The following is a 13,885-nucleotide window of genomic DNA, read 5'->3' as shown; positions in this document are numbered from 1 at the left end:
CAAGGGGGCAGAATCGCTTGGTTTTAGGGGGCAGCTTACACTGGATTTTCCAGTTCCCCCACTTTTCAATAATAGACTGCATTTCGGGAGTTATCGGTGCATAAATCCGTTTTGCGTCACGAGTCCTGTCTTTAGTCTTTTCACGAATAAACGAAATTTCCCCATTTTGGATGTCAGAGAATTTAAGATTTATCAAATCGGCTACATTGATACCGTTACAGAAATAGATAAATAGCCATAAGTCACGATAAAACTCAGTGAACTTGTTACCATCCGAATAATTGGCGATAGCTTTGAGCTGTTTCTTGTTGAGTGCTTTTTTCTTGCCTACACCTTCCTTTATCTGGTATTTGCCTCTCCCGAAAGGATAATCAGCCTCTCTAATCATACCGGCAGCTTTAGCAACATTCATTGTGGTACGGATATTTCTTAAGTTAATAGCTAAAGACGTTTGATTCATAGTTTTGAGACAGAACGTCTCATACTCTCGCAGCCACTCAACTGTAATATCCCGAAATTGAACTTCATTCTTTTTGAAACGCTTGATAGTTGACAATGTTGTTTTATAAGAGCCCATAGAACCAAACTTTTCGTTATCTTTCAATTCCTTAATTGTTGCTTCGAGCATTTCATTAAGAGTACCACCGATATTTTTTCCTAAACGAGCATTTAAGCGGTCAAATGAAAAAGTACCGTTTTCAACAAGAAACTCGACGTTCTTAAGAATACGGGAAAATTCTTTTTCAATCTCTCCTTGAATAAACCGACCTTCCGAAGACCTGCTATTAGGAAGTTTATCCCATTCATCTTTTGACATACAGATTCCGACAGAGTAATACTTAGGTTTTCTCTGATAATACACTTTGATTTTTATTGGATAAGTACCTTCTTTATTTATGGTACGAGAGTCGAGTACAGAGGTTACAACAACTCCATTTTTAATACTTTTGAACATAAGTTTTTAATTACGTGCAAGCGGAATTGCTTACCGTAACTTTATCCTCTTACGGTACAAATTATAAATTGAATGGGGCTTTCAATAGAAAATTATAGGCATTGTCAAACTATGTTTGCAATCCACGTTTAAAACCACTCTAGCATATATTATTATTCAACGAACAAAACTACCTTCTACAGTTTTCAGAGAATAGGGAGAATAAATTTCTCTATTAAAAAAAGAGGAAAATGCAACCATGAATAAATAAAAATATTACCTTTACATAAAAATATGGGATATTAAGTCAAATTTAAACATTTGCAAATATCCTATTAGAGACATCGCTTGTAAATAATCATAAAAGACAGGTGAACTCAGAACATAAAATCTAAATATTATATAAAGACATAGTAGATGAGTATGGAAATTAAAAGATTCAATGAAATAGATTTAAAAGATTGCTTCTTCGATTCTTTAAAAGAAGATTATCCGGGATTTGACACTTGGTATAATAAAAAGGCAACAGCAAAAGAAACCGCTTTCATTCAGAAAGATAGCTCAGGGAATCTTCAAGGATTCTTGTATATGAAAAACGAAGACGAGGCATTACTTGATATCACGCCCAATATGCCTGAGGCAAAAAGATTAAAAGTCGGAACATTCAAAATAGATGCACATAATACCAAACTTGGCGAACGATTCGTAAAAAAAATTGTTGATAAAGCTATATTTGATAAGGTTGAAGAAATATATGTGACTATCTTCGAGAAACATGAAGCATTAATTAAGTTACTTGAAAAATACGGTTTCAAAAAGTACGGAACAAAAGGAGAAGGAGCAACACCCGAGCTCGTCTTTACAAAAAAGATGAATACTATTTCGGGAGATTTGCTATCAGATTTTCCTCTGATAACAACAACTGGGAAACGTAAATTCGTACTATCAATAAAGCCTGAATATCACACCAAGTTATTTCCTGATTCCATATTGGTTAATGAAAAAGGAGACAAAGAATCTCTCGTAAAAGACATTTCACATACAAATAGTATCCATAAAATTTATTTATGTTTTATGGAAGGAACTGAACTATTACAAAAAGGTGATATCCTATTAATATACCGAACAACGGATGGTTTAGGTCCTGCTAGATTTCGGAGTGTAGCAACTTCCGTATGTATAGTCGAAGAAATTAAAAGACCTTCAGATTTTAAAACAGAAGCAGAATTTCTCAAATATACTAATGCATACAGTATATTTAACGAACAGGACTTAAAAAGATGGTATAGGAGTTCTAAAGCTGTTGTTATAAAGATGACTTATAATGCTGCTCTTTATAAAAGGGTAACTAGAGGACAAATGATTGATTTCGGAGTTGATGAGGAACAATATTGGGGCTTTTTTCAACTGACAGATGAACAATTTGATAAAATATTAGAAAAAGGAGAAATAAATGAAAGTCTTATTATCAATAAAGCCTGAATTTGCAAATAAAATATTCTCAGGAAAAAAGAAATATGAATATCGGAAAACTATCTTCACAAAGGAAGTAGATAAGGTTATTGTGTATTCCACCAAACCAGTTGGTATGCTTATTGGAGAATTTACTATTGAAAAGATTATAGTAGACTCACCTTCTGTACTATGGGAGAAAACACAAAGAGATTCGGGTATATCTAAAACATTCTTCGATACATATTTTGAAGGAAGGAAACAGGGTTATGCTTTAAAAATAACTTCGCCTAAGTTATACGACAAGCCTAAAAACCCTATCGAATTAATTGAATCTTTTGTAGCACCTCAATCTTTTAAATATATTGAAGAAGAGATTTCATGTGGAGAACTTGCTTTCTTTTAATTTTAAATTTGTAATTTTCTAATTGAAGAAAAGAGTTATGTATAATAATATAATTTTTATAGGTGGAGTTCATGGAGTAGGAAAAGGTACTATTTGTCAAAAAATAAAAGAGAAACTGGATTTTACCCATCTATCAGCAAGTGAAGTTCTGAAATGGGATGATTTTAAAAACGAAAAAGGAGATAAAAGAGTTGAGAACGTTTCAACAACACAACAACGACTGATTGAAAATCTAAAAAATATAGTTAATCCCCAAAAGAAATATTTGCTTGATGGTCATTTTTGTCTACTAAAAAAGATAATTCGATAGAAAGAGTTCCTCTAAAAGTATTCCAACAAATCAACCCTCTTGCAGTAATTATAGTAAAAGAAAAGTCTGAAGTGATTCGCGAAAGGTTGCAGAAGCGGGATGGACGGACTTACAATATATCCCAAATTGAGATGATGCAAAAAGAGGAAATTGAGTCAGCAAAAGATTTATGTACACATCTAAATATTCAGTTATTTGAATCAAGTACTGAAAATATTCATGAAACAATTGTTTTTTTACAAAATCAACAATTTTTCACTGGCTCTTAGGTAAAAGAGTTTTTTACTATTTCGTCTACACAAAAGACTAGGAATCCTTTTTAAATATTTAGAATAACAAGACTATTTGCACACAAATTGCACACGCATCCCGAAAAAAGAAGAAAAGGAGTGATTACGGATGAAAAAGAAATATTATATTTGCCATTGAAAAAGAGCTACTTAAGCAAGAGTATGAAACGCAAAGAAATAGGAAGACATCGGTTAGTGCTCGATTCATAATCATGAGGTCCCCGGTTCAATCCCGGGTCCCGCTACAAAGAAGATTTAGACTGTTAGGAGGCTTCCACTCTTGGCGGTCTTTTTTGTTTTTAGTCCTTGGTTTGCGCTATGGTTTGCGCCAGCGTCAAAACCAATGTGACAAGGTTCAACAGATTTTATTCACTACAAAGATAATATAACAATCTCAACATCATTTTCTAACAGCTTGGAAGTAAATGCTACATTCTTTGACAGCCTATCCAATTTGGCTACAATCAGAATAGAGTTACTTCTTGGAATAGTGATATTTCATGGAGAATATGTAAATCTCTATCATATCATTATGTACAGAATAAATAAGTCTATGCTCTGAATTAATTCGTCTTGACCATTTACCTGCCAATTCATATTTGAGAGGTTCAGGTTTACCTATACCAGTGTAAGGATGTTCCAATATATCGGCGAGTAATTTCTTAATGCGTTTGGTTATGTTGGGGTCATTCTTTTTCCAATATTCCCAATGTCCTTGTGCAATAGGAGTAAATATCAGTTTCATAGTTCATCTAAATTTACTTCTATTCCTCTGCCTGCCTTTAAGTCTTCTTCTCCTTTACGAATATCATTCATGGTCTGTTCAGAAGACATGATATATTCGGTCTCCTTCAAAGAATTATATTCTTCCAAAGAAATCATTACTACTCCCGTACCATTACCACGATTGATAAGTACCGTATCGCAATCGTCAATAACCGAGTCAATATAACCTTTTAGATTAGCTCTTAAATCTGTGTAATTGGCTGTTCTCATAAATCCTCCTTTTTATAATGCAAATATATGTACTTATTTGCGTACTTACAAATGTAATTAGTTAATTATGCGAATCAGGAGTTGAATTATGTTCATTACCCTATAGAAATGAGTGAAATGCAATAGCTAATTCCTTTCTTAGGCATTCCTATGCTTTTTCCCTTCCAACGGTTAGCCTTTTCCATCCGAACATTTATTCTTTCCACCGTGGAGTTTCTTTCTTTCCACCATGGTGGAAAGAAAGTTTCCCCGTGATGGAAAGCAACTTTCTCCATGGTGGAAAGAATAAGTACCTACTACAAATTTCCTTAACCGTCGCAGTGAAAAGGAATAAAAGTGTCGATGCGGCGGCTTAACATCTGAAACTTAATATTATTTATGCGGATCAGGAGTTGGATTGTGTTCATATCGGGAAAGTAATGAACATAATTCAACTACTGATTCACATTAATTATTAAGTATGAAGAAAGGACACCAACTTAATGTTGTTATGCCCGATAAATCAATATTGATAATTTTATTGATTTCTGATTTTGTTATAGCACGCTTGCACTTACCTTTGCGATAATGAGATATTTTAAATTTGGTAAATGGATAGTACTTTTCATTCACAACATTATCTTCAATAGCTTTATTATAAACAGCTCGTAGTTCACGCATTCTTATGCCTATTGTATTATCAGAATTACCACGTTCACGAAGATACAATTCATATCTTTTTAACCAACTCACATCAATATCAGTAAAAGGAATATCCAAATTTCCCGTAAACTTTAACAATGAATTATAGCAACCGGTATATGCCTTTGCATTACCTAATCGCTTTTCAGCTGTCATATATTGTATTATGTGTTGTATATAAGCACCTACATTCTGTTTGTTAGTGCTTTTTTCTACACTCTCCGCCAAAGATTGTGGAGTAAAATCCTTCCCAAGCATTTTTAGCTCAAACATCATATTGACATATTTTTGTCTTGTCAAATTCATAATGTTTAATAGCTGCATGCTTATATTTGCATCCATAATGTAACATATTATTGTCACATTTTGGTTTGCGCTATGGTTTACTCCCATAGGTAAAAACAAGGATTTTCGTACAAAATAGACCGATTAGCAAAGAACCATAAAGTCTTATAATAATCTTATAATCAAAGCTCTGCTGGTAGCTTTCAAAAGCGAAGCTTTTGGAAGACGCAGATTCATAATCATGAGGTCCCCGGTTTAATCCCGGGTCCCGCTACAAAGAAGATTTAGACTGTTAGGAGGCTTCCACTCTTGGCGGTCTTTTTTGTTTTTTACATCAATTGGTAGCAGGTGACGCTAATTAACGATTTCCTAATTACCTGTTCTGATTTGACATTAAGTTATCAGGGTCAGTAGAAAAATAGTGGGGATAATTTTTCATAATGTAAATATCTTCCAACACGTTCGTGACCAATCGCGATGCCCGTACACGGGACTGTTCTCTGGTGGCCGTTGTGGCCGGCACAAAATCAGAAGACGTAATCACAGTCCTGCAACGGATTGACGAGAACTTTCGTGACACCGTCAAAGAAGTCACACTTGACTTGTCGGATTCCATGCGCAAAATTGTACGGGCCGCATTTCCCAAAGCCAGCCGTGTCATTGACCGGTTCCATATTCAGAAACTTGCCTGCGATGCCGTGCAGGAATTACGCATCAAGCACCGTTGGGATGCCATGCAGCAGGCTAACAATGAAATGGAGGAAGCAAAACAAAATGGCGAGGACTATGTGCCGTATTGATATCCTAATGGAGACACCCGCAAGGAACTGCTTATACGTTCGCATTATCTTCTCTTCAAGTCTGCCGACAAATGGACTGACAGAAAAGACGGACTACCATATTGTTTAAGGAATATCCCGATATCAAGAAGGCATACGGCCTGTGCCATTCACTGCGGATGATCTTTTCAAAAAACACGATTAAGAATGCCGCATACTTGTCTATGGCCAGATGGTATAACAAGGTGGAAGAAGCAGGATTCTATTCCTTTAATGTCATCATTGCTGCTACGTTCTATGAATATTATGACGAAATCTTGAACTTCTATAACAGCCGATCTTCGAATGCAATGGCGGAATCATTCAATGCAAAAATTAAGCTTTTCCGGGCAAACCTCAGAGGGGTAGCGGACAAGAAGTTCTTCTTATCCCGAATCGCTAACTTATATGCATATCCTCACTAAAAAGCTACTGACCCATAATTAGAAAGGAGGACTCATAACTAAAATGTCATAAGCCTCCAATCATCCTTATTCTGAAAACAATCACCTAATACAGCTAATTTTCCATAATTACAATCAATGACTGAGGCGCAATTTCCACCTGTCCATTAAACCGGGAGGGAGCCTGTTTCTCCGGTGATACCATTATCAGGGAGCTATTGCTATCTTTCAAAGCAACAGTGGCAATAGTAGAATTCCTCATATCAGTATTGTAAACAACAACCGCCTTCTTTCCCGTTTTATTATTATGGAATACCGTGTATCTGACACCTTTTCCCGTAACTTCAGCTCCAAGCACATCCCTAAACTCAGCATTCCACAGAAAGTCCGCGTATCGTTTACGCATTTTATCCACTTGCTGTCCATACTTCAACACACGAGGGAATTCATTGAGATGTCCTTTGAAGTTACGGGGTTCATAACTAATAGAATATCTGTTAGCAACACAAGCATTCACACGATTTCTGTCATTATGGTCAGTAACCATAAAAGCAATCGGAACCTCAGAGTCAATATAACGTAATACAGGATCATGATCGTACTCACCGCGAGTATAGGTAGCGTAGTATTGAGCTTGCAAGTCATACGGTCCCTCACCAGTCATCAAAAAATCAGGGTTCGACTTTTGGCACATTTCATAGAACTCACGACCAAGCAGATCAGCACCTTTATACAAGAAGCCGGGAACTTTATGACCATGATTCGGATTGAAACAAAGATATGTTCCGGCATGATGCTGGTTCTCATCGTATACCATACCCGGCGCACCCAAATCAAGACACTTCTGAAACTCAGCTCGCAGTTTCTTGCGCAAGTCATTATCCATCATACAGAAAATACCAAACCGCCTGGTATTGACTCCTATCAGCTGAGTATAAGTGTTATAATTATAGCCTGGATGAACACAGGTGTCCTGCAATTGACTCCATGCCAAATGCGGTAAGTATTGTTCATGGTAATCCGTAGTAAGATCAGCCCATGTGAACTTCGTAAAAAGTAAAATCTTTACCCCTTTCTTGTTTGCATCTGCAATCGCTTTTTTAAACTCATCCACCGTACCAAGACGAGAGTCTAAATCATGGGATGGCAAACCTCTGTCTTGTCCTCCTTTTGTCCAACCAGTCAATTGGATGGCATCAACCCCATACTTTCTGCATTCATCCACATACTTATTCAAATCTTTGATTTTGAAATTTATCCTACTTTCTGACGAGTTTATCTGAAGCTGTTGCCACGAATTAACATGATTGAGCCACTCTGCTCTATGGGGAGCAACAAACCATGTAGCACGCCATTTTTTGTATATATCAACCCCTTTATGCCAAGTACCAGTATAAGGAGCTATAATGAAAGGTACCAGTGTTTCTTCAGAATGCTCCGACACATAAAGCATTCGAACAGCTTTGATTTGCGTTCGCATCCGATTGCGTTCGCCGGCATTGTGTTTCGACAGATCCCCTCCCACAAATGCCGCATACTCAGACGTGGGAAACAGTTCATACTCACAACGTATATATTCATTCAATTCATGATCCATACTGGATAAATATAAGCCTTGCTTAGTATTATGTATCAACGTGAATGAATTCTCCGGCAAATGACTCCAGCCTCTTCCAGCTTCTCTCGGATACAGCTCCACCGTATTGAATTTTGAATAGGACATATATTGAAAAAGCATCTTCCGGGTATCAGCCGGAATTGTCACCTCTCTCAACAAAGGCCATGAGAGTTGTTCTACAATGCTTTCAGAATTGTTCACAATATTTCCAGCATAAACCAATCCATCAACCGTCATTTCAATGGTACCTGTAAATGTTATCTCCAATTTCTTTCCGGCTACATCAAAACTATTCCAAACTAAAGTAACTGTATTTTCTGTAGTCATAACCTTCGGTTGCTCCTGAGTAGAAGCATCAATAACATGAAAAGAGCCATCGGCAAGTCTTATACTTGCCTCAAAAGAGCAAGCATCTTTTTCGCCGTTTCCAATAATCGCCCATCCAGTTTCCTTATTTTTGAGTCCGACCAAAGCACCCTGTCTAAAATCTATTTCAGCCAATGCATTTTCATTCTCCAACAAAAACTTCTGCTGAGCTTTCAATCCTACACAACCAAGCAACACCAATAATATTACACCTAGTTTTTTCATATTACCCCAATTATATTATTGTTCCATTATGATTATAGCTGATAGTGGAGCCAATTCTATGATTCCTTCGAAAGAGTGGTCTTCTAGTGTTTCAGGAGTTGCATATCTAAGTTCACCAACTCCTTCACACGAAACGAATACCTGAGTAACGGACTCATTACTCATATTACATACAACAGCTGTTCGCTTCCCAGCTTTATTCACATAAATAGAGTACTCGATATTTTTACCGTCTACTTTCATTCCATTATGTCCATCAAATGTTGCATTCCATATATAATTTAAATAACGATTACGCAGTTTACCCATCTGATTTCCATACTCCATTATATTCGGATAATCAGCTAGACAGTCACTATGAAAATACAAATCATATACGATATTCATCCTATAAAGTAGTGCTTTATTCATTCCTCTACGAGCATTTTTTACCTCCACACGAGTCAAAATAGGCTCTTTCGGATCCAAATATCGATGACGGTCATAAAAATTATCACTGACACCTATCAAATATCCATCATAAATACTATTCTGGAAATCAATGAATCCTTGCCCCATAGCCACCTTGGTGCCATTTTGAGTTAAAGCCTCAGCCATAATCCTATCAAGCTCCATCATCCCATTAATTGTAGGTTCTCCAAAACGATGACCATGATTTTGATCAAAACACATATAAGTCTTACCACTATGATTATGATCATTATTCATGTAACCATCTGCTATACGCAAAGCCGGTAATGAAAGCCACATATCTTGCAGGCACCGTCGGACTTCAGGAGCATTTGGACACATATAGCCATAATTATAAGGCATACCAAAAGGATCAGACATCATATATTTACGTTGCCTATCTTTGTATCCGGCAGCATATCGATCCACGTTAAGCCAATTTGTCTCAAGGATAACACGCATTCCTAACTTCTGACATTCCAAAATAGCCTCATCCATATTGGGGATTTCTACCGGGCGAGCATTTTCCCATTTATACCAACCTTTTACCAAAAGCACCTTTACTCCAAATTTTACGCTTTCATTCGCATATCGAAGTAAATCTGCCGCACGCTTTATACCAACCTTTCTCCAAGTCAATGGTTCTGCCAACCAATGGGCAGAAGAAGACAGCATTTTTTCTGTATATGCCATACAATCATCTCTATACAGCTTTAACCCTTCTGTCCAAGCTCCACTATATGTAACCAACTTAAGGGAATCAAGCACAGCAACATCACCAACTTTGCTATATAGCACATGATTTGCCTTAAACTGAATACGAACTAACTGGCCGTCCATTTCATCCTCATAAGGATTGGTATTCCTCTTATCAAATCCTGGAATCAGCTCAAAAGAAGTAATAATTGTATGCTTCGACAAAGTACGATTATAAATCATAAAACCCTCTTTACTATTATTGACCTGCAAAAAAGACTTTTCAGGGAAAATATAGGTCGACGTAGGATAATCTATTCCCCAATATGCCCCTCTATTAGAAAAACGAGGAAACAATCCTTTGATGTCATTACGCGTACTTTGGTATAAGGGTTGTGTCTTGTCCGGCACAGTCACCTCACCTATACATGGCCAAGATACATACTCCACTGTATATTCGCTATTGTTAATCAAACTACCTGAAAATTCCAAGCCTTTATCTAACAAACGAACTTCACCTTTAAAAATAATGTCCGCAGGCTTGTCCATCAATTCAGACTTCACTCCACTCCATACAAAGGTTATCTTTCCGTTACTCTGCTCAATAAGCGGTTTGGCTTGCTCTACGCCTTTGATAACATTATATCTGCAATCAGCATCAGACATCTGAACCCCTTCTAAAGGTAACAATAATTCAAAAGACTGTCCCAAGATTTCTCGCCGCATAATCTCCCAACCAGAGTTTTTATCCGTCATTCGAACCAAGGCTCCGTTTTTTGTATCAAAAACAGCCTCTATGTATTCATTTTCTAAAACGAGCCACTTACCCTCTTTGTTTGCAAAAACAGACACACAGAGAAAAAGTGTACAAATCAATACTATTTTCTTTTTCATGGTGATGCCAGGCTATCTATTCAAACAAATCTTTCCCTTCGTTTATCTTCTTCCATCTTAGCAAAGCTTCTATATAATAATAATCTGCATAAATTATAGAAGCATCAATCTCGTATCCATGTGGTTTATGCCCAGTAGAATGAAGAAGGAATGCATAATTTTTATCTCGACTTTGATATTGTTCTGAAGATAGAGATTCCAGCATCTTAGTAGCTTCACTAATATAATATTGAGATTCAGACTTGTCCACATATTGCGAAAGTTCCAATAAAGCCGAAGCTACAAGCGCTGCAGCAGATGCATCACGAGGGGCATTCGGAATTGCCGGATCATCAAAATCCCAAAAAGGGACTTTATCTTCAGGTAAGTTTTTAAGATAAATTTCCGCAGCCTTTTGAGCTATGTCTAAAAAATCTTTCCTTCCCGTTTCCCGATAACACATGGTGAAACCATAAATAGCCCAACCTTGTCCACGAGCCCACATAGAAGAATCCGCATAACCTTGGTGAGTAACCTGCTTTATCCGTTCACCTGAAATTGTATCATAAACAACGACATGACATGTACTGTAATCCTCGCGGAATTGATTTTTCATTGTAACTTCCGCATGACTCTCAGCAATATCATAAAACCTTTGTCCTCCACCATTTTTTGAAGCCCAAAAAAGAAGTTCCAAATTCAACATATTATCAATGATAGTATTATGAGGCCACCCTTTTTTTCTACACTCATTAGGCCATGAATTAATGGTACCTACAACCGGATTATACAAGACCGACAAAGAGTCTGCCGTACGCAAAAGCATCTGCTTATACTCCGGATTTCCAGTTAATCTATATCCATTGCCCAAACTACAATACATCATAAACCCCAAATCATGATGAGTAACTTTCCGATCAAGAACCGGATATAGTGCCGTAGAGAATGCTTCCGATTCTACCAATAGTCGTTTGTCCTGAGTATATTCGTATGCATACCACAATATACCGGGCCAAAAACCACTGGTCCAATCATGAACGGAGGTACACTTCCATGCTTTAGTAGGCGCATCATTTGAGATATTACGCGGTATTGCATCGTAGGTTTCCAATACATTCAACGTTGAATCAACCTGATTAACACAATAGGACAACGCAGTGTCCACTTTGAAATCTCCAGAGTTTGTACAAGAAAGACATAAAGTGCCTATCAAAATACTACTTAATATTCTATTCATAGTTTTCATATTACATTATTTTTTACGAATAATCATAGCACAACCTCCACGGGGTAATAAATTTAATTTCAAAACGGTCTTAACCGTAACAACTTCCTTATGAATTGCTACATGAGTACGAGTCTTGACCTCATCCCCGCCATCTGTATAAAGGGTTAATTCATACTTTTCATCAGCATTCAAGAAATCTAACGGAAGCTGAAATTTACGTTCTTCATTATTGGTAATGCTACCTACATACCAAACTCCATCTTTCTGCCGGGCAATCGAAATATATTCTCCTATGCTTCCTTCCAGAACCTTAGTATCATCCCATGTAGTAGGCAGATTATCAAAGAATGGTAATTCAGGCTCATTTTGAAAATCTTGAGGCGAATCATACCAATATAAAAATTGTAATGGACTGTAATTTATAACAGAAAGTGCCATTTGGTGACAAGAAGTATTCTTTAATGAACGAGCATTCAGAGGCAAATTGGCTTTCAATTCTTTCCGATGATAGTAACATACAGTACAATCTGCAGCTCCTGCCAAAAAACGAGTAAAAGGAAGAGTTGTATTATTCACGCCATCAGGAAACTCTTCATTCCCTCTGACGCCCTCTTGGGTCAACAGATTAGGATAAGTACGACTAAAGCCAGTCGGACGGTATTCATCATGAATATCCACCATCAGATGATGTTTAGCGCATTTTTTCACCGCCTCATGGAGCCAAGTGGTCCATCTATAAGAACCTACATGAACAAAGCCGAATTTTATTCCAGCCACTCCCCACGACTCATACAAGGGAAGAATTTCATCCAAATGAGCTTTTAAGGCACGCTGATTAACATACAGCCATACTCCTATACCTCTCGAGTTTGCATATTCAACGATTTTCGGAATATCCAAACCACGAGCAATTCGAGGATCAGATTGCTTGGAAGCTTCAGGACCATACCAACCTGCGTCAAAATGAACATATTGAATATTTCTTTCCACTGCCAAATCAATTGTTTTTTGGGCCCCTTCCATAGACAATGATACACATCTAATAACAGTTCCAGGCTTAATCCAATTAGTGTTCCTTATCTGACAAGGGTCATTTAAATTCAACACTAAATCATTATTTTCCAACAGTGACTTAGGTGACTCAGCGATCATAACCACACGCCAAGGAGTAGTAAAAGGAATAAAATCCTCCACGGAATCGTACATTTTACACCGGATTATATTCTTCTCACCCCCTTTAACAAAAAACTTTGTTCTACTATAATCAACCATTCCTGCCTCAAGCAAACTGGCATATAATCCACTCTTCAATTCCAGGGTCAAAGGGCGTTCTGCTTCACCGGGCCAATTTTCAACGGGCTTACGAAGATGCAAAGCCTGTGCATACGGCGCAAACCAACAATACGTCTCTTCAGGAACTACAAAAGTGGTATTCTCAGAATTAATACAAAGATTCTGATTGGTTCCCTCATAATGATAGCGAAAAGCAATACCTGAATTATAAGCACGAACTATCAAATGTAAACGATTCGATGTTCCATCCTTTTTGAGAATGTATGTCTTTTGATTATATAAATCTCTAACCACTGCTCTTTCTCCATAAACAGGATTCCATACCCTATCAACAAAGTCATCCTCCACTTTTTCAATTTCCAAACCATTCTCCCAACCAGTAATACCCAATTCCGAACGAAGAATTACCGGCTGTTGATTATAAGCTATACAGTACGACAAATCTGTTTTTGAAGAAAATAAACTAAATACTAATTTTCCATTAGGAGAACTCATTTTCAAATCATTATGCGCACATAAAGTTTCTAATGAGAGTATTAATATAACAAATAGAAAGCACC

Annotated in this window: 12 protein-coding genes and 2 pseudogenes; 5 read left to right on the top strand and 9 right to left on the bottom strand. The window is 37.0% G+C overall.

The window, feature by feature from the left end:
- Positions 1 to 955: site-specific integrase (locus DW182_RS14940; protein ID WP_118296001.1), on the bottom strand; the 955-nt coding region annotated here is incomplete at its 3' end.
- Between the two features lie 396 nt (positions 956 to 1,351).
- Between DW182_RS14940 and DW182_RS14935 the strand changes: the two genes are divergently transcribed.
- The 4 genes from DW182_RS14935 to DW182_RS14920 are packed head-to-tail and all read left to right on the top strand — an operon-like array spanning position 1,352 to position 3,371.
- Positions 1,352 to 2,416, top strand: coding sequence for an N-acetyltransferase (locus DW182_RS14935; RefSeq protein ID WP_370449816.1), 1,065 nt, complete (start codon positions 1,352 to 1,354; stop codon positions 2,414 to 2,416).
- Complete coding sequence (locus DW182_RS14930) at positions 2,388 to 2,792, top strand: ASCH domain-containing protein (protein ID WP_117943599.1); 405 nt, start codon at positions 2,388 to 2,390, stop codon at positions 2,790 to 2,792. Before DW182_RS14935 ends, DW182_RS14930 begins: the two co-directional genes overlap by 29 nt.
- A gap of 37 nt (positions 2,793 to 2,829) precedes the next feature.
- On the top strand, positions 2,830 to 3,102 hold the full coding sequence (locus DW182_RS14925; protein WP_118296000.1) for an ATP-binding protein: 273 nt from the start codon (positions 2,830 to 2,832) through the stop codon (positions 3,100 to 3,102).
- Positions 3,075 to 3,371, top strand: a complete 297-nt coding sequence (locus DW182_RS14920) for a hypothetical protein (RefSeq protein ID WP_118295999.1) — start codon at positions 3,075 to 3,077, stop codon at positions 3,369 to 3,371. The genes DW182_RS14925 and DW182_RS14920 overlap by 28 nt, the downstream gene beginning before the upstream one ends.
- Before the next feature lie 408 nt (positions 3,372 to 3,779).
- On the opposite strand, the pseudogene DW182_RS22555 reads toward DW182_RS14920, so the two are convergent.
- The 4 genes and pseudogenes from DW182_RS22555 to DW182_RS14895 all read right to left on the bottom strand — a co-directional run.
- Positions 3,780 to 3,875: pseudogene (locus tag DW182_RS22555) on the bottom strand (serine recombinase); the annotation flags it as partial.
- Positions 3,868 to 4,137: a Txe/YoeB family addiction module toxin gene (locus DW182_RS14910; protein WP_118295998.1), complete on the bottom strand. Its 270-nt coding sequence runs from the start codon at positions 4,135 to 4,137 to the stop codon at positions 3,868 to 3,870. The pseudogene DW182_RS22555 and the gene DW182_RS14910, both read right to left, overlap by 8 nt.
- Complete coding sequence (locus tag DW182_RS14905; protein ID WP_009038410.1) at positions 4,134 to 4,388, bottom strand: type II toxin-antitoxin system Phd/YefM family antitoxin; 255 nt, start codon at positions 4,386 to 4,388, stop codon at positions 4,134 to 4,136. The genes DW182_RS14910 and DW182_RS14905 overlap by 4 nt, the downstream gene beginning before the upstream one ends.
- A 447-nt stretch (positions 4,389 to 4,835) precedes the next feature.
- Positions 4,836 to 5,411: a phage integrase SAM-like domain-containing protein gene (locus tag DW182_RS14895; protein ID WP_233564168.1), complete on the bottom strand. Its 576-nt coding sequence runs from the start codon at positions 5,409 to 5,411 to the stop codon at positions 4,836 to 4,838.
- 401 nt (positions 5,412 to 5,812) lie between these two features.
- Here DW182_RS14895 and DW182_RS14890 point away from each other — a divergent pair.
- A pseudogene (locus DW182_RS14890) lies at positions 5,813 to 6,597 on the top strand (transposase); the annotation flags it as partial.
- A 94-nt stretch (positions 6,598 to 6,691) separates the two neighbouring features.
- Here the strand turns inward: DW182_RS14890 and DW182_RS14885 are convergent.
- From DW182_RS14885 to DW182_RS14870, 4 genes are read right to left on the bottom strand one after another with little or no spacing between them, the layout of a single operon-like run.
- The gene (locus DW182_RS14885) at positions 6,692 to 8,785 is read right to left on the bottom strand and encodes a DUF6259 domain-containing protein (RefSeq protein WP_118295996.1); all 2,094 of its coding nucleotides are present in this window, start codon (positions 8,783 to 8,785) and stop codon (positions 6,692 to 6,694) included.
- A 15-nt stretch (positions 8,786 to 8,800) separates the two neighbouring features.
- The gene (locus DW182_RS14880) at positions 8,801 to 10,825 is read right to left on the bottom strand and encodes a hypothetical protein (protein ID WP_118295995.1); all 2,025 of its coding nucleotides are present in this window, start codon (positions 10,823 to 10,825) and stop codon (positions 8,801 to 8,803) included.
- 16 nt (positions 10,826 to 10,841) lie between these two features.
- A complete protein-coding gene (locus DW182_RS14875; protein ID WP_118296009.1) occupies positions 10,842 to 12,041 on the bottom strand; it encodes a glycoside hydrolase family 88 protein in 1,200 nt (399 codons plus the stop codon).
- 15 nt (positions 12,042 to 12,056) lie between these two features.
- Positions 12,057 to 13,820 (bottom strand): glycoside hydrolase family 97 protein, encoded by a 1,764-nt coding sequence (locus DW182_RS14870; RefSeq protein ID WP_199678588.1) that lies wholly within the window; start codon positions 13,818 to 13,820, stop codon positions 12,057 to 12,059.
- Positions 13,821 to 13,885: the final 65 nt, after the last annotated feature.

This window comes from Bacteroides sp. AM16-24, assembly GCF_003471885.1.
Lineage (GTDB): Bacteria > Bacteroidota > Bacteroidia > Bacteroidales > Bacteroidaceae > Bacteroides.
Note: the sequence above shows the minus strand (reverse complement) of the source record. Positions and strands in the feature narration are given on the sequence as shown.

Coding starts and splice junctions, on each gene's coding strand:
- DW182_RS14870 (WP_199678588.1), bottom strand. CDS start 13,820: ATGAGTTCTCCTAATGGAAAATTAGTATTTAGTTTATTTTCTTCAAAA.
- DW182_RS14930 (WP_117943599.1), top strand. CDS start 2,388: ATGAAAGTCTTATTATCAATAAAGCCTGAATTTGCAAATAAAATATTC.
- DW182_RS14885 (WP_118295996.1), bottom strand. CDS start 8,785: ATGAAAAAACTAGGTGTAATATTATTGGTGTTGCTTGGTTGTGTAGGA.
- DW182_RS14910 (WP_118295998.1), bottom strand. CDS start 4,137: ATGAAACTGATATTTACTCCTATTGCACAAGGACATTGGGAATATTGG.
- DW182_RS14875 (WP_118296009.1), bottom strand. CDS start 12,041: ATGAATAGAATATTAAGTAGTATTTTGATAGGCACTTTATGTCTTTCT.
- DW182_RS14905 (WP_009038410.1), bottom strand. CDS start 4,388: ATGAGAACAGCCAATTACACAGATTTAAGAGCTAATCTAAAAGGTTAT.
- DW182_RS14925 (WP_118296000.1), top strand. CDS start 2,830: ATGTATAATAATATAATTTTTATAGGTGGAGTTCATGGAGTAGGAAAA.
- DW182_RS14880 (WP_118295995.1), bottom strand. CDS start 10,825: ATGAAAAAGAAAATAGTATTGATTTGTACACTTTTTCTCTGTGTGTCT.
- DW182_RS14895 (WP_233564168.1), bottom strand. CDS start 5,411: ATGGATGCAAATATAAGCATGCAGCTATTAAACATTATGAATTTGACA.
- DW182_RS14935 (WP_370449816.1), top strand. CDS start 1,352: ATGAGTATGGAAATTAAAAGATTCAATGAAATAGATTTAAAAGATTGC.